18 protein-coding genes are annotated in these 20,624 nt (G+C 61.6%); 12 read left to right on the forward strand and 6 right to left on the reverse strand.

Annotation, left to right across the window (positions count from 1 at the left end; genetic code table 11):
- Nucleotides 1-490: 490 nt before the first annotated feature.
- The gene (locus tag MUN23_RS22915; RefSeq protein WP_248761368.1) at nucleotides 491-826 is read left to right on the forward strand and encodes a DUF4190 domain-containing protein; all 336 of its coding nucleotides are present in this window, start codon (nucleotides 491-493) and stop codon (nucleotides 824-826) included.
- A gap of 307 nt (nucleotides 827-1,133) precedes the next feature.
- Here the strand turns inward: MUN23_RS22915 and MUN23_RS22920 are convergent, their stop codons facing one another.
- The 3 genes from MUN23_RS22920 to MUN23_RS22930 all read right to left on the reverse strand — a co-directional run bounded on the left by MUN23_RS22920 (nucleotide 1,134) and on the right by MUN23_RS22930 (nucleotide 3,746).
- Entirely contained in the window at nucleotides 1,134-2,801 is a 1,668-nt protein-coding gene (locus MUN23_RS22920; protein ID WP_371875955.1) for a MarR family transcriptional regulator, read from the reverse strand.
- A 372-nt stretch (nucleotides 2,802-3,173) separates the two neighbouring features.
- The gene (locus MUN23_RS22925; protein ID WP_193343118.1) at nucleotides 3,174-3,404 is read right to left on the reverse strand and encodes a hypothetical protein; all 231 of its coding nucleotides are present in this window, start codon (nucleotides 3,402-3,404) and stop codon (nucleotides 3,174-3,176) included.
- A 69-nt stretch (nucleotides 3,405-3,473) separates the two neighbouring features.
- A complete protein-coding gene (locus tag MUN23_RS22930; protein WP_248761370.1) occupies nucleotides 3,474-3,746 on the reverse strand; it encodes a helix-turn-helix domain-containing protein in 273 nt (90 codons plus the stop codon).
- A 104-nt stretch (nucleotides 3,747-3,850) separates the two neighbouring features.
- Here MUN23_RS22930 and MUN23_RS22935 point away from each other — a divergent pair, with 104 nt between their 5' ends.
- The 11 genes from MUN23_RS22935 to MUN23_RS22985 all read left to right on the forward strand — a co-directional run bounded on the left by MUN23_RS22935 (nucleotide 3,851) and on the right by MUN23_RS22985 (nucleotide 16,145).
- The gene (locus MUN23_RS22935) at nucleotides 3,851-4,477 is read left to right on the forward strand and encodes a hypothetical protein (RefSeq protein WP_248761371.1); all 627 of its coding nucleotides are present in this window, start codon (nucleotides 3,851-3,853) and stop codon (nucleotides 4,475-4,477) included.
- A complete protein-coding gene (locus MUN23_RS22940) occupies nucleotides 4,429-5,556 on the forward strand; it encodes a M23 family metallopeptidase (protein ID WP_248761372.1) in 1,128 nt (375 codons plus the stop codon). Before MUN23_RS22935 ends, MUN23_RS22940 begins: the two co-directional genes overlap by 49 nt.
- Complete coding sequence (locus MUN23_RS22945) at nucleotides 5,556-6,089, forward strand: hypothetical protein (RefSeq protein WP_248761373.1); 534 nt, start codon at nucleotides 5,556-5,558, stop codon at nucleotides 6,087-6,089. Before MUN23_RS22940 ends, MUN23_RS22945 begins: the two co-directional genes overlap by 1 nt.
- Before the next feature lie 199 nt (nucleotides 6,090-6,288).
- Nucleotides 6,289-7,488, forward strand: a complete 1,200-nt coding sequence (locus tag MUN23_RS22950) for an AAA family ATPase (protein WP_248761374.1) — start codon at nucleotides 6,289-6,291, stop codon at nucleotides 7,486-7,488.
- An 11-nt stretch (nucleotides 7,489-7,499) separates the two neighbouring features.
- Nucleotides 7,500-7,835 (forward strand): hypothetical protein, encoded by a 336-nt coding sequence (locus MUN23_RS22955; protein ID WP_056343120.1) that lies wholly within the window; start codon nucleotides 7,500-7,502, stop codon nucleotides 7,833-7,835.
- A gap of 71 nt (nucleotides 7,836-7,906) precedes the next feature.
- A complete protein-coding gene (locus MUN23_RS22960; RefSeq protein WP_248761375.1) occupies nucleotides 7,907-8,692 on the forward strand; it encodes a hypothetical protein in 786 nt (261 codons plus the stop codon).
- A 496-nt stretch (nucleotides 8,693-9,188) separates the two neighbouring features.
- The gene (locus MUN23_RS22965; protein ID WP_248761376.1) at nucleotides 9,189-10,565 is read left to right on the forward strand and encodes a hypothetical protein; all 1,377 of its coding nucleotides are present in this window, start codon (nucleotides 9,189-9,191) and stop codon (nucleotides 10,563-10,565) included.
- Nucleotides 10,566-10,595: 30 nt separating this feature from the next.
- Nucleotides 10,596-12,161, forward strand: coding sequence for a hypothetical protein (locus MUN23_RS22970; RefSeq protein WP_248761377.1), 1,566 nt, complete (start codon nucleotides 10,596-10,598; stop codon nucleotides 12,159-12,161).
- Nucleotides 12,158-13,780, forward strand: a complete 1,623-nt coding sequence (locus tag MUN23_RS22975) for an ATP-binding protein (RefSeq protein ID WP_248761378.1) — start codon at nucleotides 12,158-12,160, stop codon at nucleotides 13,778-13,780. The genes MUN23_RS22970 and MUN23_RS22975 overlap by 4 nt, the downstream gene beginning before the upstream one ends.
- Entirely contained in the window at nucleotides 13,777-15,570 is a 1,794-nt protein-coding gene (locus tag MUN23_RS22980) for a type IV secretory system conjugative DNA transfer family protein (protein WP_248761379.1), read from the forward strand. The genes MUN23_RS22975 and MUN23_RS22980 overlap by 4 nt, the downstream gene beginning before the upstream one ends.
- A complete protein-coding gene (locus tag MUN23_RS22985; protein ID WP_248761380.1) occupies nucleotides 15,567-16,145 on the forward strand; it encodes a hypothetical protein in 579 nt (192 codons plus the stop codon). Before MUN23_RS22980 ends, MUN23_RS22985 begins: the two co-directional genes overlap by 4 nt.
- A gap of 1,505 nt (nucleotides 16,146-17,650) precedes the next feature.
- On the opposite strand, the gene MUN23_RS22990 is transcribed toward MUN23_RS22985, so the two are convergent.
- The 3 genes from MUN23_RS22990 to MUN23_RS23000 all read right to left on the reverse strand — a co-directional run bounded on the left by MUN23_RS22990 (nucleotide 17,651) and on the right by MUN23_RS23000 (nucleotide 20,532).
- Nucleotides 17,651-18,730: an alpha/beta hydrolase gene (locus MUN23_RS22990; RefSeq protein ID WP_248761381.1), complete on the reverse strand. Its 1,080-nt coding sequence runs from the start codon at nucleotides 18,728-18,730 to the stop codon at nucleotides 17,651-17,653.
- A 7-nt stretch (nucleotides 18,731-18,737) separates the two neighbouring features.
- A complete protein-coding gene (locus MUN23_RS22995) occupies nucleotides 18,738-19,325 on the reverse strand; it encodes a flavin reductase family protein (protein WP_248761382.1) in 588 nt (195 codons plus the stop codon).
- Nucleotides 19,326-19,419: 94 nt separating this feature from the next.
- Nucleotides 19,420-20,532 carry an LLM class flavin-dependent oxidoreductase gene (locus tag MUN23_RS23000; protein ID WP_248761384.1) on the reverse strand — a complete coding sequence of 371 codons (1,113 nt, stop codon included), beginning with the start codon at nucleotides 20,530-20,532 and terminating at the stop codon, nucleotides 19,420-19,422.
- Between the last annotated feature and the right edge of the window lie 92 nt (nucleotides 20,533-20,624).

Below are 20,624 nucleotides of genomic sequence, written 5' to 3' on the forward strand. Positions count from 1 at the left end.
TGACCATTGAAATTGCCCTACAGCGACCACCAAACGAAACACAAGTGCAAAGCACATGCAAGTACAGAAGACCAGTAAATGTATAGCTACTACGCACTAAGTGCACACACTAAGCGTGCGCTATAAATCGCAGTAAAAACGCAGTCTCCAAGTAGTAGATAAAGAGTACGAGATGCAGTGAAAACGAAGTATGGCTTACTCGCAGAGGTTGCGAAGTGGCATCATTCACCTCCCTCAGGCGGCAGCATGCTGCGCGCGAGACCCGTCAAAACCGGGTCCTGTTCCGAGTCTTGCTGTGCCTGGCTGCTACCGTGAAGCCCACTCCGGTTATGACCTTCGCCAGGACAGCGCCATCACTGGCACCCGCCCTGGCCCTCAGCTCACGTGCGACCAAACCTGCCGGTACTCCAGTAGTGTCAGGATCGGCCAGAAGTACCCACCTGACTGCCAGCCGTAGGCCAGCCGCGCCCTATCAGAAGGATCCTGAGCCATGAGCCACCCAAACCACTACCAGCCAAACACGCCCCACACACCGCCGGTCTATGTCCAGACACCTATGTTTGTACAGTCACCGCCCAAGGGGATGAGTGTGGCCAGCATGGTCCTTGGCCTCGTATCAATCTTCTTCGGCTGGACATTTCTCGTGCCGCTTCTTGGTCTGATTCTCGGGCTCATCGGCCTCAAGAAAGAACCGGCAGGCAAAGGCATGGCCGTCACCGGTGTCATTCTCAACGGTCTCATGATCACCGGCTGGGTGCTGCTGGTAATGCTGCTCCTTGGAGTAGGCATGTTCGGCACGGCGGCAGCGGTAAACGGCACCGCCTAGTAGCGCAGCGCTTGGTCGTACCAAGAGGTCAGGGTGTCTCGTTCGTGTGTCTTGCAGCCCAACCGTTGGGAGAACCCAGACGCAGGTCAGTGCTCGGATCCAGGATTGCTAGCGTCTGATATTCGACTTTTTCACAAGTCACCCCGGCATAGGCCCAACAGCCCCTGCACACTTCACCAGCACCATTTGACTAGCAGCATGGTAGTGGTTGCCGTGCCGGCGCATGCTCAAGTCGTTTGGTCCACGGCAACCACTGTTCTCAAGCGTAGCGAAGCCGCCGGGGTCCCGTGCGGCCACATCGTTGTTGCTATCCGGTTGCTGTGAAGGCCATGTGGGCGAGGGTCGAGTCATCCGGTGGTCCTTCGAATTCTTCCCAGGGGTAATCATCGGTGGGGGAGAGGAGCTCGGCGACGGTGTGGGCGCGTTTGGTGAGCCATTCTTTCCAGATGGTGCGGTCGTGCTCGTATTTCTTCAGCTGCACGACAACGGCTTCCAAGACACCGAACCGCTCAGCGAGGTCCTTCAACGACGCCGCGGACACGATCGACCAAGCAAGGTCCTTGCCCCGGGTGATCAGGTTCCACGCGGCCAGGACCTCCAAGGCCTCACCCAGGGCCGTTCTGGAGAGCCCGCTGGCCCGGATAAGATCCACGCTCCGCAACGGCACCGACGAGTGTTCCAACGCCTCATAGGCGAACGCCGCCGGCAGCCCGAGTTCCCGGAATACCGGGCGCAGGGCATGGATCTTGCCTTTACGCCAAGACAGGTCCTCGGCAGCCGGCTTCACGTCCTCGGGAATGGTCAGCATGTACTGATCTCCTTTGGTTCCCCTGCCACTCTCCACCAGCGTCACCAACGCCTCAGATTCTGACCTCAACGCCCGCAGATGCGTGGCAACAGTCGTGTGGTCCAGTCCGGTGGCCACGGCAACGGACCGGACACCGAACTCCACGAAACGAGATGCCGTCATATGCGCGGCCTCACCAAGTGCACGCAAGATCATTCTTCTGGCCAGCCCGTTCCTGGAGTCCTCGTACCGGGGTTCCTTCAACCTGAGCGCGTTGCGCCAGGTCCGGATGAACCGGTGTTCAGCATCCGGAGTTAACGAGACCGCAGACCCTGTAAACCCTCCCCCCTGTGTAGATGGCTGGCTTGTGGGGTTTTTGCGGGCATTGTTCTTCCCGTCCTGGCTGGTACGGGTTTTTTGCACGTACGCGACTGCGTTGGCCCAGTCATCTTTCAGGGCCTTTGCCCTGTGCCGGGAGGGGTAGCGGACGTAGAAGGAGGCCAGTCCTGGCCAGTGGCCCTGCAGCATGCGGCGCTGCACGTCGGTGACGGAGAGGCCGGCGGCCGCGGCGCCGGCCAGGACGGCCTGGCGGGCCTCGGAGTCAGTGGGATACCTGTTGACGTCGTACAGCCCTGTCATCGCCAGCTGCAGCATGGGTCGGGACATCCGGCCCGTGCCCTGAAGAACCTGCTGTGAGCGTTCCTCCAGTGCCGGCAGGACTGTGAGGGGTTGTTCCAGGCGTAGGGCCCGGACCGCGGAGATCTCCCTGGCCAGCTCAACGTTCATGGTGTTCCACACCGATACGGCGTTCGGACGCCGGGCGATGTCGTAGGCGGCGTTCAGGCTCATGGCCAGTTCCTGGTGGCCACCGCGCTTGTGCGGGGACCCAGGAACACGCATGCAGCCGTGCAACAAGTTTTGGTGCGGGGTCTTGTCCAAGCTCCGGTACCGGGTGCCCAGGGCTTCGACAAGATCACGCGCCTGCGAGAACGTAACCCGCTCCTGCAGCGGGATGTACACGTGGCGGCCACCGTTGGGGGAGTAGTCCTCGATCCATCGCGCACCGCAGCGACCCAGCCAGGACGTCACCGCCCTGACCTCGGACGTGACCAGGTCAACGCCGGCAACGGATGAGTCAAAGTCAAGGAAGATCGCAGCGCACGTGCCGTCCTTCCCGAAAATACGCACCGCGGACGGGAACGAGGGGAGAGTCCCGGTCAGGTCCCGTTCATGCTTCTGAGGATACGACTTACCGCCATCACGGGACAGGCGCACCCGCGGTTGGCCCGCGAGAAGGGGGGCCAATGCCGACCACACCGCCCCAGGAGCCGAAACCGGCGCCGGCGCGACACGGACACGAATGTTGGGTGCAACGGATGTTGACCCAGCCAAGACTGGCTGTACGATAGTGACCAAGTTCCTTTCACTTGTGGAAGGGTACGAAAAAGTCCACCCACAGGGTGGGTGTTGAATAAAGTTCAGATCGGGTCCCGCCAAGAACATGATCTGGACGACAAACTTCAGAGGCACCGGCCCCGCTAACAGCGGGGCCTTCCTCGTTTAACCGGCCTGTGCCATAGGCAAGGCCTCCTGGTGGCTTCTTAGCTGGTCTAGGTCCAGGGAGTCGATAAAGGCAGTAACAACCGGTGTCAGCAGCGTGACGCCGTCTGTACCGAGGATATCCAGAGCCTCGGCAAGCTTTGCGGCCCGCTCGATGTCCGGCTTCACAGTAAACGTGTGCCGAGAGCCCTTTGAAGGCCTCCCCATGGCACGTCTTGTGAGTGTTGTCATGTGCCCATCGTGTCTTAATTTTCGATTACAGAAACGATTATCGGGCGGCGTGTCGCAGTCAAAGAACGTTTAACGCCCTGAAAGGTAGTCCTTCAAAGCAATGAGGAGGCTGTCCAGGCGTTCGGCGTTGACGGAGAACGCTACCGTTCGCCCCCGCCTTTCACCTACTGGAAGATTCGCTTCCACGAGCTGCGCGGCCTCAAGGTTCCTCAGTGTCCGTCTGGCGGTATTCGGGTCGGTGCCCAGTTCGCGCGCAAGCTCCACTGCCCCCGTTGGTCCCTTGATGGACAGGTGGCGCAGTATTGCGCGGGAGAACATCGTGCCGAACGACTCAATAGCCATTTCTACATCCCTTGGCAAGGCGCTCTGAGGGCGTAGGTATCGGGGCATTCATTCATAATCTCATTTCTTTCGATTTCCACACACCGTCGAGAAGGCGACATTTAATGTTCTTTTCAGATAGTGTCTTAACTATTGCACAAACAAGAGCACAGATAGCAGTGACCGATGACACAGAATGGCCGTGTGACAAGCGATTTCGGCTCAACGTGTGGACAATGGCCTGTTGGTCCACCGAATGGAATTTGTCAATGCAGCTGGTGGCTGTGGAAACGATGTCCAAGGGGGAGGGGCAGATTTTGAAGAGTTTATTGCCGTTCGGTACGTCGTGGCAGATGGACGGCGCTTTGCGTGAACGGGCGATCCAGGAACGTGAGGTCTTCCGGTCCTGGGTGGCTGAACTGGACGCCCCTGTCGGGCAGGTGCGGGTACTGAGCGAACTTCTGGAATTGATGGATGAGCGCGAGTTTGTTGAGGGCCGCGCTGCTTGCGTTACCTATAAGGCGGAACTTGCCCGCCGTACAGGGCTGGGCGACTCCTTGGAGGGTTTACTCAAGGAGCTGGTGATGGTCGGCCTGATCACCCGAGATGACGCTGCTGACATCTTTGAGGACCGCCGTCCCGGGGTGGTCTTCCGTATCCGTCACCCTGCCGTGGTTTTGACGGTCGAGGCAGCAGGCCCCTTGTGGATGGCCGATTCCTGGGCGCGTTTGCCTTCGCGGGATTTGTCGTAGTGCCGGCTCTTCGTGTTGTTGCCACCGTAGTTTCGGCTGCGGTGCTGTCGCTGGGTTTCGTTGTTGTCGTTCTGGATGACGGCGGAACGCCTGCCCAGGCTGCTGCTTCGTGTGCCGCGCCGGGGACTTCCGCGGTGTCAACGGTCCAGCCTGTTCCGGGCAGTTCGGTGGCTGGGTTCGATGCGGCGCAGATGAAGAACGCGGCAGCGATCATGAAGGCCGCCTCGGATCTTGGGTTGCCTGTGGCGGCTCAGCTGATCGGTGTGCAGGCTGCCATTGGTGAGTCCACGTTGCGTGTCATTGATTTCGGCGACAGTGCCGGCCCGGATTCGCGTGGTTTGTTCCAGCAGCGGGACTCGTGGGGCCCCTACGCGGACCGGATGGATCCTGCCAAGTCCTCGGCACTTTTCTTCAAGGCGTTGCAGAGGGTGGAGGGTTGGGAGTCGCTCGAGCCAACGATTGCGATCAACCGCACGCAGCGGAACGCTGACCCGAACCACTACACGCAGTTCCGTGCCAAGGCTACGGAAATCGTCAAGGCGCTGGGTGGGGAAGCAGCTGCCATGGTTGATCCGTCCGGTGTCTGCCCGGGTGAGGGCAACCAGATCGTTGGGGATCTTGCCGGTAAGTGGGTCAAGGCTCTTCCGGATGCGGTGATGACCAGTGGCTACGGCCCCCGGCCGGCACCTCCGGGCACTGCCGGGGGAGTGCTGGCCAATTTCCACTACGGGATCGACTTCTCCACCCCCGGACAGGCCGGAACGATCCTGGCCATCACGGATATGAAAATCGTCAAGATCCGGAATCTTGAAGGCATGTTCGGGACGGGCGTCACGGGCCAGACCCTCGACGGCAAACTCACTATCGGCATGTATCACATGGAAGCCGGCTCCTTGAAGGTCAAGGAAGGCGACACCGTTGCTGCCGGAACTCCGCTCGGAACTGAGGGCGCGACGGGAAACGTCTCCGGCCGTCACCTGCACATGGAGTTCTACGCGGGTGCACTCCCGAATCCGATGATCCCGATCAACGCCACCATCGATCCGACACCGATCCTCAAAGAGAAAGGCATCCTCTGATGCGGAAACTCGTACTCGCTCCGGCCCTGATGGCCACCACGCTCCTGCTGGCGGCCTGCGCCGGGGAACCTGCCTCCAACACTGCCAGCACGACCCCTTCAGCGTCAGAGATCGCCTCCGCGGACGGGGGAAACGAAAAGGCGGAGCACTCGGCCGACGACGGCCACGCCACCGAGCACTATCACGGCCCCAATGTCACCTGGGATGCCAACTCCGACGTCAAGGTCAAAGAGGCCGCGGCGAAGGCCATGAAGCTCTTCGCCCGCCCGGTTGTCCCGGAGACGCAGTGGTTTTCCGAACTGGAGCCGTTGCTGGCTGCTGCCTACGCGGAGGATGCCAAGTACATCGACCCGGCCCGGGTGCCGTTCTCCACGATCACGGATGGTCCCTCGATCAGCCGCGAGGCAGAGAACCCAATGACTGTCACGGCCTCCTTCTACACCAACGACGGCCCCTGGGACATGATGCTGCACCGCGTTGGCCAGGACGATCCCTGGCTTGTGACCTCGATCAGCTCAAAGGCCAGCCAGTGAACGGGCACCACGGCGTGAGCCTTGACGAGTTCGGCACAGCACCGCTGTTCACGGACCCGCTGGCCCAGCCCGAGACATCCACCAGCACAGCAGCCCCAAGGGATGGCGGGCCCGGCCCGGTTCTGTTCCAGGACGCACGGTTCCTCCCGCCCACACATGTTTCCCGAAGTCAGCACACCACGAGTGAAAGGAAGAACTCATGAGTACCAACTGGTCAGGCGCGGAGCGAAAGTCCCGCGCCCCTATCAGCCTTCTCGATCCAACAGAGCCGGCGTCTGAGGACAGCACGCAAGAGGCTCCTGAGCCTGTGATCAGCGCCGTACCTGCCACGGAGGCCACTGCTGTGCCCGTCCAGCCGTCCAGAGAGCCAGGACAGTCCGCAGCCGAGGGCGTGCACGGTCCGCTGGTCAGTGGCCGCCGCAGCGCATCGGTGCTGCGGAAGGAGAACGTCAACGATCAGCTTCCGCCGGCTACCGGCTGGCAGGCGTTTCTCCGGGCGATCACCTTCGGCCTGGTCAAGCCCAAGGTCGGCGCGGCCGAGCTGGCACGCCGGACGGACCTGTCCGCGATCCAGCGCGTGTACTCGCGCCCGATGCAGATCATGGTCGCCCAGCCCTTGGGCGGGGTCGGTAAGACCACCTGCAGCGTCGGGATCGGCTCCACCTTCGGGATCCACTCGGGCCAGCACGCCATCGTCTGGGATATCAACGAAATGATGGGCACCCTTGGCGTCCGGACCAACGCGAACGAGTCCACCCGCACCGTGTGGGATCTGCTGAATGTGTTGGCGAAGTTCGAAACCATCTCCGCACGCAAGGGTGACTTCACCTACTACACGCGGCATCAGGGCAAGAACCAGTTCTCCGTCCTGGCCTCGGACGAGGACCCGGACCGGATGAAATCCATCGGAGCGGATGAGTTCAACCGGATCCACACCGTGGTCAGCCGGTTTTACGACACGATCATTGTGGATACGGGCAACAACACCCGCTCCGCAAACTGGCTCGCTTCCATCGAGGTCACGGACCAGCTCGTGATCCCCACAACCCTCAAACGCAATGCCGTTGTCTCCGCTCTTCGCATGATCGAGCAGCTCGAATCCATGACCGAACGCACCGGGAACCCGCACTACAAGAACCTGGTCGATAACGCCGTGGTCATTGTCACCCAAGGCGGCGGGGCCAAAGTCTCGGCCGCAGAGCAGGCGGACCTGCGCGAAAAGCTCGGTTCCGCTGTCCGGACGATCATCGACATTCCCTACGACGGTGCCCTGGACACCGGCTCGATCATCGACTGGCAGCTGGTCGGTGATCCTGCCCGCCGCGCCTTCGAACGCGCCACGGCCGAAATCGCCGCCGGCCTGCTCGAGGTAGACAACCACTCCACCACCAACCGATAGGACCACTCATCATGCTCAGCAACATCCTGACCAAAATCACCATCGCCGCCGCCCCGGAAAACCCCTTGGACGGTGTCACTCCCAGCATTGACGTGTTCGGCGTCCAGTTCAAAGGCGCAATTCAGCTCGTCATGGGCGGCCTGTGGGCGTTGGCACTGCTGGGAGTCACGGCAGCGTTCATCTGGAACCTCGCAAAGTGGGGCATCGCGCGTAAGGACGGCCGCGTGGACGACATCTCCGACGGCGCAACAGGCGCCAAGCGCAGCGGTATCGCCTTCGGCTGCGTCGCCGGCGCCAGCGTCCTCATCGGAGCATTCCTCGCCGTCGCAGGCGCAGCAGGAGCCTAACCAGAGCACTGGAGCCCATTAATGGGCCTCCAACTCGCACGGAACTTCCGACACTGAATGGAATGCGACTCATGAAAAAGAACTGGAAAGCCCTCGCGGCCATCGCCGCCGTGCTGATTATCGTGGCGATAGCCGTGGTGCTCATCAATCTCCGGCCAACTGACCAGGCTACACAGTCGGGTACCGATAACGGCATGGTTGCCGGCAAGTTAGGCTTCCCCGTCTCCAAGATCAACATCGGGGAAGGTGGCACGAAAACCGCCGGCGACAGCAAAACTCCCATCGGGTACAGCGGCACGTGCGATTCCGCTGCCCAGGCAGCAGCCAACTACACGCCGATATTACGCGACGTGAATTCCATGACCTGGGAAAAGCAGAAGGCCACATTGAACTCCCTGGCTATCACTGGTCCCTGGATCAAGGATGCAACCCTATTGGGCGATTACTCTGCTGACGCGGCAGCGAAAGGGACCGTTCCTAGCTTTGAGGGGGGCTGGGTCGATCAGACTAACGTCCAGGCGGGCGGACTTTTCCGAATGGTTTCATGCGAACCCAAGAAGGCTGCGGTGGTACAAGTGTTCTTCGGCGGGCTCGGGGTCGGAAAAACCCTGCCCGAGGCATTTTTCGGCACTAAAACCATGGAACTTACATGGAATGGCGACTGGAAAATCTCAAACGCACTGCCCCGCACCGAGGACACCGAGCTCCAGCAACGGTTGAAAGACGAAGGCCCCTCGGGCGGCGTGGGAGGAACACCCACCGGCAAAATCCCGACTTTCGATGACGCCTTGATGGCGCGGTATTTCAAGGACCTGAGCAAGGAAGGGTGGGTCGAATATGCGAACGCTACGCGTTAGCACGCGCCTGCGGCTGGTGGCCGTGTTCCTGGCCTTGTTCCTTGGCTTTGGAGTCGTCACCGCGGGAGCTGCCCAGGCAGCGGACGACGTGAGCGCATCCGAGAAGCTGAATGCTGATCAGATGAAACGCCTGGCCGGGTTGCCGCCCGCTGAACGGGACGGCATCCGGGACCGTCTGAACCAAGAACTCGCTAAGGGCGTCTGCCAACCCAATCCGATGAGTGCAACGATGATCGGGCAGGACTGCGAAGGCAAGTCCACTCGGGCATTTATTAGCTTTCTGACAACCCCTGAACAGTCTTTGGATTACAACCCTGCAGCGCAAAAGGGCCAGTTTTGTTCTGCGCTAAGCAAGGAAGGGGTACCTGGGCTGACTACGGGTGTCTGCATTGCCGGAGTCGCGTGGGACCGCCTCGCCCCGATTGCTGGGGTTGTGCTTCGGACCGCGGTTGCTACGCAGCCTGGCGGTCAGTTCGTGCTGGGTGCAGTGGACACTGTGGCTTTCATTGCCAACGCCAAAGACGGGTTTGAGAAGTTCGCCAACTCGACCAAGGAGGCCGGCGTCACAGCCACGAATGAGGTTCTGATGAACCTCTTGAAGGTCTCCTCGTTTCAGGTTGATGACGCGTTCCGGGACATGTGGGGGATCTTCTCCGGGATCGGGATCGTGCTCCTGGCGTTGATGTATTTCAAGCTGTTCAAGGATCTTTCGGACGAGAAGATCGACTTCGATACGGTGCGGCAGTCGTTGTTCTGGTTCGGCCCGCTGTCGATCCTCTTGGCGATCTTCGGTCCGGCTCTGGCGTATGTGGGCAATAGCTGGTTGACGGACCTCACGGGCGCCATCAGTCCGTGGACGTCGAATCAAATCATGGATTTCGCCACGACGATTTCCCGGTTCGCCTCTTATGAGTCGAACGGCGTGTTCGGCCCGTTGGCGGCAGTGCTTCTGTTCGGGTTGTTGTTCGTTGGGGCGTGGGCGCTGCTGGGGCTCTTTGCCCTCCAGCCGCTCGCACTGTATCTGCTGGGTGTGGGTCTGGCGCTGATGATCGGTTTCATGATCCACCCGCAGTACCGCGCCCGCGTGGCTAAGACCGGGTCACTGTGGCTCGGTATTGCCTTGTCCAAGCCGCTGATCCTTTTGCTGATGGGGGCTTTGTTCAGTTTCATCAGCAGCCGTCCCGCGTTTCAGGGCGAGGGAACGGATGACGCCCTGATCAACGCATCCTCGGTATTCACTGCGGCCGCGGCCATGCTGGTGCTGGCGTTCTCGCCGGCCCTGTTGTTCAAGTTCGTCCCGATCCTGCCGTCCTCGGCCACAGGCCTGGGGGCTAACCGCCCGTCGATCGCTGGCGCAGCCATGGTCGCCGGCGCTGGCGCTGCCATGAGTTCAATGATCCGCAAACGCCGGACAGCGCAGAGCCAGTCCGGTTCCGGCGGGAGCAGCCACCCGGGCGGGTCTTCCCGGCCCGGCATGAGCGGTCCCGGCGGCGGTATGTCCGCTGTTGGTGCCGCTGTTGGTGCCGGTGTTGGTGCCGGTGGTCAGCGCGGTGCCGGTGCAGCTGCCCGGCAGGGTTCTGCCGGCCAGGAATCCGGCAGCGAAGCGGCACCTGAAACCCGCACCTTGGGTGAGATGCAGGCCGATGACCGGGCGGGCACCCCGTCCGGCAAGGCGGCTCAGTCCCTGCGCGGTGGTGCTGCAGCTCTCGGCCGGGGCACCGGATCAGTGGCGCGGGGTTCCGCGAAGGTCGCCGCCGGCGGCGCGACAGCGTTCCTGCTCGCTGGCCGCGAGAGCGCACGGCAGGCCTCGATGCGCGGCCGCCAGGGCGTCAATTCAATGGCACCCGATACCGACCACATCAGTGGCCGGTAAGTAGTACAGAAGCCAAGGGAGTAGGCAGTCATGGGAAGAATGGTCGTTGTCGGCGGTGAGGTCTCACGCCGTGGCCTGTTCGGGGGGAACCGGACCGGTCCGGAGTGGATTGGCTTAGGTCTTTCGGTGGGTCTTGGTGTCCTCGCCATCGTCGCCTCAGCGGCCATGATTTGGGTGGGACTGTTGATCGCGGCCGTGTTGGTCGGCGCCGGTGTATTGCTGACGACACCAAGCAAAATGACTGGGCACCGCTCCCTGGGTGCGCTCTATGTCGAGGCCAGGCATCAGCGCTCCCGGAAGAAGAACGGGACGGCGACGTTCGTTCCGGTGAAGTTCCGGGACCAGACGCGGATGGTCAAGGCGGGCAAGGCCGACCGTGCCGGCGCGGACGAGAAGGGCATGATCGAGGTCCCGGTCCGGCACAAGAACAATGTCCCGCTCATGGTCGGGGACGTACGGGCCTTCACCGTCCTCACCCCGGGCGGGCCGATGACGGTTTTCCGGCACCAGGGCGCCATCAAAGTCCCGTACTACACCGTCACGGTGGAGGTCATGGGCTCATCCTCCGGTATCCGTGAGGAGAACCGGGAGGATTCCGCGTATGTGGCCAGGGGGCAGTTCCTGGCGCGTCTGGCCCGCCGGCAGTCCCTGGTCTCGCACGTGCAATCTCTCTCCCGGGCGGTGCCGATGGACTCCACGGATCACCTGATCTGGATCCGGGACCGGCAGGCACCGGGAGTGCAGAGCATTCTGTTGGCCTCCTACGGGGATCTGGTGCAAACACTCCAGTCCCGCTCTGAACAGCACCGGACCTACGAGACGTTCCGGATTCCGAAGTCAGCGACCCTGTCACTCAAAGCAGACAAGCTCGGAGATGGCGACACCGGCCTCGGGCTGGCGATCTATCAGGAGATTCGTTCGGCGCTGTCCCAGGCGCAGATGATGGGCTCCATTCAGGACTACCGGACCCTGGGACCGGGACAGATGGCCGGGTTGCTGCGTCATTTGCAGGACCCGGATTACGACATTGACGACCACGTGGGCGCTGACCTGGCCGACTGCTGGCAGCACCTGGACGGGGAAAGCTCTGAGTCCTCGGTGGTGGTCAACGGGCACTGGCACACCCGCACCGGATACGTGCCGGCCTCGGCTTTCAGCCCCGAAGCCGTCCCGGTCTCGGCCCTCCAGGCGCTGGTCAGCGGTATCCAGCCGGCGGTCGTGCATTCGGTCTCCATGGTCATGGAACTTGAAGATGCCCGCAAAGCACGCGGGAAGGCACGCACGGACGCGGCCATGGATATTGCCAAGGACAACGACGTCCGCAAATCCGGGAAGCTCTCTGACGGTGCCGAAGAGGTGTTGATGGGCGCCTCCCGGCAGCGGCTCCTGGACCTGAAACCGGGCTCCGGTCACCATGGGGCCTCCTACGCGCTCTATATCTCGTACTCCGTGGAGTCCGAAGATGAGCTGCTGGTCACTGCTGACCTGATCGAGGCTGCCGCCGCGGACGCCGGGATCGAATTCATTGACTGGATGGATCACCGCAACGATCTGGCCCTGATCACCACCATGCCCTTCACGAGAGGAATCCGATGAACACCACGCAGAAACTCATCAAGGGGCTGCGGATGCCCTGGGCACTGACCAGCAAATCCCGCCGCGCCAAGCGCTCCCAGACCCGCGGCGCACGGGTCTCCCAGCACAACGCGGCAGCAGTGGCCACCGAAGATGCCCTCGAGGCCAGACGCCGGTCCGGGTCCACCACGAAGAAGACCGAGGGCAGAAAGGAGAACCTCCGGCAAAGGGCAGAGGCCCAGGCCGCTGCCTCCATCCCGTGGCGTCACGAGCACAAAAACGTCCGGGCTTCCCGGCTGGGTTTCTACGACCCCGCCGCACCTGGCGTGTTGTCCTCGACCCGGCAGATGGAATTTTCACACATGGCCATCGCCTCCCCTCCCACCTCTCACCGTGGGTTGGCGTTCGGGATCGATGCCGGGTCCGGGTGGATGATCGTCCATGACCCGTTCACGTCCTACGGCAACGAGCTCGAATCCCCCAACGTCTGCTTCATCGGTGACCTCGGCCAGGGCAAGTCCTCGGCCATCAAAACCTGGGCCGTGCTGCGTCAGCTGATCCTCGGCCGCCGCGTCGTAGTCATCGATAAGAAGTACCAGCTGGACCAGAACGGCGGCGAATACACCTCCCTGGCCGAACGGCTGGAGATTACCCCGGTGAAGTTCATGGTCGGCGGGGGAGGGGCCAGAATCAACATCCTGGACCCACGGATCGCAGCCCGCCTCCACGAGGACAACCACGACGACACCGCACTCTCCACCCCGGCCGGCCAGTCCATGCTCGTCCGGGCCGTCGTGGAAGAGGCCTTGGGCAGGCCGCTGCTGCCCAAGGAAGGCAAAGCCGTCCGCATGGCCCACAAGCAGGCATTGCGGGCCGCCGCGGCCGCTATCGAAGTCGCAGATGTCCGCCACGTCCTGAAGGCGTTGTACTCACCGGATGAAGCCACGGCTACGGCCTCAAACCTGACGGTGGAGGAACTGCGGCAGTGGGGCCAGGACCCCGCGTTCGAACTCGAACGCATGATTGAAGATGACCTGGCCGGCCTGATCGACGGACCCACCAGCACGGAAATTTCACTTAACGCCGGCCTGACCGTCTTCGACGTGTCGCTGCTCCCGGAGGACGGACCGGCACTGGCGATCGTGATGACCATCATCAACACCTGGCTGGCGAACACCCTCTACCGCCAGGCCGAACCGGTCCCCACGATCCTGGTCATCGAAGAGGCCTGGCACACCGTGCAGGGCTCGGTCGCGAAGGTCACCCGGCGGAACACCAAGCTCTCCCGCGCCCTGTCCCTCTCGTCCATGTTCGCGTTCCACCACATCTCCGACATTCCCGAAGACTCCCCGGCGATCGCCATGCTCAAGGAATGCGGCACGGTCCTGCTGTACAAGCAGCAAAAATCCGATGACGCCTGGGCGTGCGAACGGATGTTCAACCTCCCGTCCGGGTCCGCAGCCGATATCTCATCCCTGACCAAGGGAACGTGCATGATGCGGATCGGCAGCAAAGACCCGTTCATCGCCATCCACGTCCGCAGCGCCCTCGAAATCGAACTGACCGACACGGACAAGGCCATGAAATCCACCGCCACCATGAACGACGTCGAAGCCAGCGCACAGGAAGAAGCAGCATGAGCAGCGGAAACGGGATGTCCACGGATTCGAAAATGAAGATCGGTCTGGCCGTCATCATCGTTGTCCTGGTGATGTTGGGATGGGTGTCCGCGTTCCTTGGCGAGATGATCACGCCTACCGGGATGCCATGGACGGACTTTGAAGCGCTCTGGGCGAAGGTCAAGGGCGGCGGGTTCGCCTGGCCGGGCGCGGCCACGTGGATTCTGGCCGTCCTGGCAGTCCTGGCTATCGTTGGTGCGGCCTTCCTCAGCGCGAAGTTCGGTTCCAAACGGTCCCGTGATGACGGGCTGCCCGGCTACCAGGACCTGGAGAAGCGGATGGGCAAGAAAGCTGCACTGGCCAAAGCCAAGCAGTCGCTGGAACTTCCTGAGGATGCCACTGAGGAGGACATGATCGTCGCGCTGTGCAAGCTCGACGGGCAGACTCTTTATGTCCAGCATGAGGATTCGATGTGGGTGTTCGCCCCGCAGCGCTCCGGTAAAACCCTGTTCCTGGCCGTTGGCATCGTCCTGGACGCACCAGGTGCCGTGATTGCCACGTCCACCAAGAATGACCTGCCGATGCTCACCGCCGTTGCGCGGGAGCGTAAGGGTGAGGTTTCCGTGTTTGACCTCCAGGACATTTCCGGCTGGGACAACAAAGTCCGGTGGAACGTCATCGACGGGTGCGAGGACCCGGACGAAGCATTGGCCCGCGGCAAAGCCTGGGCCGGTGCCCAGCCCATGGGGGACGTCAAGAACGGGGACTTCTTCAATTCCAAGGCGGCCGCCGTCCTGGGCCGGTTCCTCCACGCGGCAGCGTTGGGCGGGAAAAGCGTTGAGGACATTGTGAAGTGGACCAACAACTTCTCCAACACTGAACCGCTGGATATCCTCCGCCGGCACAACGCTCCCGCAGCATTCAGCTCCCGCCTGCAGGCGCTCATTTCTTCCCGCGCGGGAGAAACCGTGGACTCCATCCAGGAAACCCTCGCGGGCCTGCTGGAGCCGTTGTCCTCGCCCAAGGCGATGCATATCCTCAGCCCGCGCAAGGGTGAAGGCTTCACCATGGAGAAGTTCCTGGAGAAGCCGAACACCATGTACCTGCTCACCGATGGGGAACGTTCACCGGTGGCACCGCTGGTGGCCATGTTTGCTGACTTCATGTTCCGCAAGGCCCAGCGCATCTCCCAGGGCGCGCCCGGGGGCCGGCTGTGGCCGGTCCTGACCATGGTTCTGGATGAGGCACCTAACGTAGCGGCCATTCCGGACATGGCTAGCGCGCTCTCAGATTCCGGTGGACGCGGGATCCGCATCATCGGATTCAGCCAGTCCTTTGCCCAGAACCGTCAGCGGTGGGGTGCTGAGGCGGCCACGGCGATCCGTGGAACGTCCTCGATCCGGTTGTTCCTGCCGGGCCTGGAAGAACTTGATGAACTCGACAAGATTGCCCGTGCTGCGGGGACCACCCGGCACCAGCGGGTTTCGACTTCCCAGGGCAAGAATGGGTCCTCCCGCACCATCAGTGAGGAGGAACGTCCGGTAATCCGCGGCTATGAGATTCAGCAGCTGCCCGTGGGGGAGGCCTTCATGCATTACAGCAATGTGGCCCCGGCGCGTGTGCAGCTCACCCCGTGGTGGGAACGTCCCGACGCCGACCAGATCACCAAAGACAAGAAGGCGGCGCAGTCGCTCAAAGAAGCGAAGGCAGCAGACCAGTATCAGCAGGACCGGCTCACCGAAGCCGCAGCGGCCACGAAGGCCGCAGACGTTGAAGCTGCGGCCGCCGGCGCGGGAGGGGACAAGTCTTGAGCGAGGACGTGAGCGCCACACCTGAGGAAGGGCCCGATGACGTTGAAGTCCCCTCCGTGGAAGATATGGTCCTGACCCACGTCGGTCAGATAGGTGCCCTCCAAGAGGGCATCCAGGCCCTCGCGGAGATGGTGGAGGACCTTCTCGCCGCCCCACCCAAGACCAAACCTGCACCGTGGAACTGGAAAGAGCTCGACGGACCCGACGCCGCAGAGCTCATGGAAGGCCTGGGCGCTTGGGTGGACTGGATCAATGAACGGTACGGCGTAACGGACAGTACCCGGATCCTCGGGTGCTGGTACCTCCATACAGCCGTCATTGAAGAACTCACGGCCGCGTGGGTGGCCTGGCAGGCCGCCTACTACGGCCACAAGAATGCAGTCCCGGACGCAGCTTCCTGGCACGACGGAACATTCTGGCCCATGCTCGAACGCATCAGGTCCAAACCCTGGGGCATTACTGAGTGCATCAACGAAGGAAACCACGTCGACCACAGGCCCTCCTTCAGGCCATCAACCGGTCCCGGCTTCTCCGACTTTCTTGCCGAACTGGGAGCGACAGCAGCAACCGGCTAGACCGCAGCCAGGTGTCAGGTTGGAATCTAAGACTGTCCATCAGAAGGCTGCAGGAAACGCGTTTGGGACCCTATCCTGACGGTGCGTGGGCGGCTGTCTGACGTCAGGTTGGGGTGTACTCCAGCCGGACAACTGAATGGAGAAGTCCGAACCATCGGTCAGCCCACCATTGCCTCGCGATAGCCAGCTGCCCCGCGACCGCAAGCCAGTAGCCGTGACATGCGACCATGGATCCTGTCTTTCAATCCGCGGGACGGGAGACGTGCTATTGAGACGCGACACCTAATGGGACTGCCCAGGTGAGTCAACAGCCAGATACAGATGGGTGTCCACCGCCACGACAGCCCACGTACTGGATCAGAGCTTGAGGGCGGAGGCGGGATCCTCGCGGCGATGGCCAATATTGGCGACGGCCCGCATATGTGACATATGCCCGGAGGTCTGAGATGACTAATTTGAGATCATGAGCATGTTCGAAGATGGCGGCGTCCTTGCGGAAGGCTAGCCCGGTGTTGAACTTGAGCACTAGCAACCCGAATAGCGATGCGGTGAAACGGTGACCCCGCTAAGAAGTTGCCCGATGCCTCGTAACCGGAAGTGGAAGAACAGAAACGGTAAGGCCAATGCGGCAGGAACGCCAAAGTACTTGCACGCCGCTCTGCGGCGCTCAGCACGCTGCCGGAAACCTACTGCGGCACTCCAGTCTCCATATGGTCCTCCAAAACCATTCTGAGATCTGGTACTGCTTTCAATTGGCTGGTTCGTGGGGCGGTTCCGGACGAAACCGGCCTTCCATCTGTCGCCGTACTGTCCCTGCATGAAATTGGTTAGCTTGAGCCGTTATCTTGCCGCGCCGGAGCCGGTGATAGTTCCCGGAAACCTGAGTCCGCGCCTTCGGAGAGCAATGATCAGCTTCTTTATGCTTCGGTTCGATCTGGTTCCCTTTTTGGGAACATGGCTGTCTGGCGGGCGGGGGCTGGTGTAAGCTGCCCGCTCGAAGTACAGCCCGGCCCAGGGTGAGCTGCAAAGGATCAACTCTATGTCGTGAAATTGGGGGACGGAGGCACTCCCCGCCAGTCGTCGACTGCTCTCGCCGCCCGGTCATCCGTGACGCTGGCCGGCCTTGGGTTTGATATTCGTTTGCCATGACGGCTCCTATGATTTGTATGCAGAGATGATGAGGACGTTTTCTACCGCTCAAGCCCTGATCATGGGCGCCGATGTAGGCAGCATGATTTCCATGGCATTCTGATTAATCAGTTTCTGCCCCGAGGCAATATGGGCAGTCCTCTTCACAGTCGGTCGTTTGGGCTGTCCCTGGCGTCACCTGGATGACGTCAATTTCCTCTTCGCGCTGGTTTGGGTCGGTGGCAGGTCGATTTGCGGTGAATCGGACGCGAGGCAGAGATTGGAAGGAGGCATTTATGGCCACTGGGACGTCCATCCGCTGATTGATCGATGTGAAGACTTGCGTCGGGAACTGCGATCTTTTCGGTCACTGAGCGTCATGTTTTCTCCATTTCCAGTGGCGGGTCATCGTTGCTTTCGTTCCCGGTCGGGGATCCTGCGGATCGCCGCGTGAGTTCCAGGGAATCGAGGAATTCTCCGATGAGATTGGTTGCTTCTTCCGCCGCGTCCACCAGGCCGGAGAAACGAAAAAATCCGTGGATCATTCCGTTGAACCGTTTGAACCTGACAGTGTTCCCCGCCTCGATAAGCCGGGAAGCGAAGGCCTCGCCCTCGTCTCTGAGGGGGTCGAACTCAGCCGTGAGGACGAGCGTTGGAGGAAGGCCGTCCAGGTTCCGGTGAAGGACGGATGCATCGTGTTGTGCGCTCGCTCGTTCCTGGAGATAGCAGTCCCAGTACCATTGCATTGCTTCCGCCGTCAGATAGAGTCCCTTGCTGAATTGCTTCATCGAAGGGGCGCTCATCGTCGCGTCGGTGATGGGGTAGATGAGAACCTGCGCGTCTATGCGAGGTGACTCGGTGTCGCGTGCGCGCAGACAGATCGATGCTGTCAAGTTGCCGCCGGCGCTGTCGCCGGCGAGTACAAGCGGGCCTGCTTTCGCCAGGTCACCGGCCCCTCCGTTTGCAATCCATTTGAGAGCGAGTTCGGTATCATCGATGGCCGCCGGGTGGGGGTGTTCGGGGGCAAGACGGTAGTCCACCGCCACGACCGTCATTCCGGTTCGGTTGGCCAATGATCGGCAGACGCCGTCGAACGTCTTGAGGGTCCCTATGACCCATCCGCCTCCATGGAGATATACCAGGACCCCCGGGGAAGGGTTCCTTGGGACGCTGATTCGCACCGGCACGCCGGTACCGTCCTGCCGGGAAACCCTAAGTTTTCTGGATGAAGCTACGGGCACCAGGGGTCCGACCAGCACCGCCGAAGCCGCAACGTGGGCGCGGCGGGCTTCCTGGGCCCGTTCGAAGTTGTTCTTCTCCGATGGTGGCTGTGTCCGGGGAACGGGCACCGTCGCTGCGTTCGTAAACTCAAGAACGCGGCGCGCCTGGGGGTGAAGACCAGCAGGGAAACCGGCGTCCTCCGTGTGATTGGCTGTCTGCGGGCCGGTGATAGACATTTCGGCCTTAGGGATTCGACGGTCCGAAGGCAACTTCAACCGGCTGGAGCGGCTTTGCCGGCGAAGACAAGGAGGACTGGTCCTGCTCTTCGCGAAGTTCGCGCGGCTTCCGGCCAAAGAATACGGCCGGGACACCGTCCCCGAGCCGGACGGAAACGACCTTGCCGATCAGGATCGTGTGATCACCTGCATCGATTACCTGCTCGGTCACGCAGGACAGCGAGGCCAAGGCATCGGGAAGGTGGGCTAACCCGTATTCGTCACCGACAAAGTCGTCGGTGAATTTGTCGTCGATCTTAGAGGCGAAGCGTTTCGCGATGCCCCAGTGTTCCGAGCGAAGGATGGAGATTGCGTATTCCGTGGCCGTGACGAACTCGGGGTGGCAGCGTGCTGATTTGTCCAGGCAGACGAGAACCAGGGGAGGGGTAGCGGAGACAGAGCTGAAAGCGGTGGCCGTGAAGCCGTGCCGCCGGCCTCTCCCGTCGGCGGTGGTGACTATTGTGATTCCGCTGGCGAACCGGGTCATGGCTTCACGGAATTCCATCGGATCTATCGGCTGTGCTGTTGTGGGGCGGACGGCGTTCATGGTGTTCATCGTTCCTCCTTCAGAAGGGTGGGATTCCGGGGATGTGCCCGATGCAGGTGGAACAGGGGTGGGAAACTTTGCGGTTTTCCCACCCCCTGGGCTGTCAGCGCGCTGTCGTCTCGACGCGCTTGGAGGGTGAGATGACCTGCGGCTCAACCTGATCTTTGAGGAGCTTGAGTGAGTTCGCCCACGGTTCGGGGTTCGCGGAATAGTCGATGCCCAGGACGAGCAGTGTCTCGAAACCGCCGCACTCCTCCTGGAGTTCGGAGAGCTTCTCGGCCACGGTATCGGGGGATCCGATGGCCCACTGGTGCTCGAACAGGTATTCGACCGTGACGTCCTTGTCATCGACGGAATCGTCGTGTTTCATGTGGCCAAGGAAGCCAAAGGCGCGGTAGAGGGGCAGCATGTACTCGTCGTAGTAGCGGCCCAGTTCACCGTCGACACCGTATTTGCGGGCCTCTGCGTCCGTCTTGGCCACGAAGACCTCCTTCACCACGCGCCAGTCATTGCGGTTCGGAGTGAGGCCGGTCTTAGCTGCGCCTTCCTCTACGGCGTCCCAGTGACTGCCCATGTAGCGTTTGTTCATGCTGAGGGACATCGGGATGTGACCCAGCTCTCCGGCGATCTTGAGCGTGCCGGAACGTTCGCTGAAGCCGGCCATCGCGATTGGGGGGTGCGGTTCCTGGAACGGGTACATGTGCCATCCCAGCTTGCCTTCTGCGCCCCACTCATCCGGGATGCGGTCTACTGACCAGAACTTTCCCTCGTACTTCCAGGGGGACTTGTCCGTCCAGAGCTTCTTCATGATCTCCAGTGACTCCCGGGCCATGGCCCGGTGCTCGCCGGACATTCCATCCACGTTGAAAGCCGCCCAGTCGGAGGGAATTGCACCTGAGCCGACGCCCATCATGAGGCGTCCCTGGGCCAGGTGGTCCAGCGCCGCGATGCGGCAGGCCAGTTCCATGGGGTGGTGGTAGGGCAAGGCGTGGGCACCGACGGCGAGCTTGATTTTGCTGGTTTGAAGTAAGGCTTGGGCAATCAGCAGATCCGGTGCGGGGTTGTTTTCATAGCGGCTGGTGAAGTGTTCGCCGAGCCATACTTCTTCATAGCCGAGCTTTTCAAGCAGGCCGATTTGAGAGAGATCGTAGTCATAGCCAGCCTTCACGCTGTGATCCGGAAAGTGGCCCGGCTGCATAAACATTCCAAGACGCATCTTGCTTGTCCTTCCATGGTTTGGATTGGTAGTAAAAGCATCTTCTTGACGGGCACCGAGAGGATGTCGCAGGTTGCGACGGTGCTGTGTCA

Origin of the sequence: Pseudarthrobacter sp. SSS035 (assembly GCF_023273875.1) — a bacterium.
Lineage (GTDB): Bacteria > Actinomycetota > Actinomycetes > Actinomycetales > Micrococcaceae > Arthrobacter.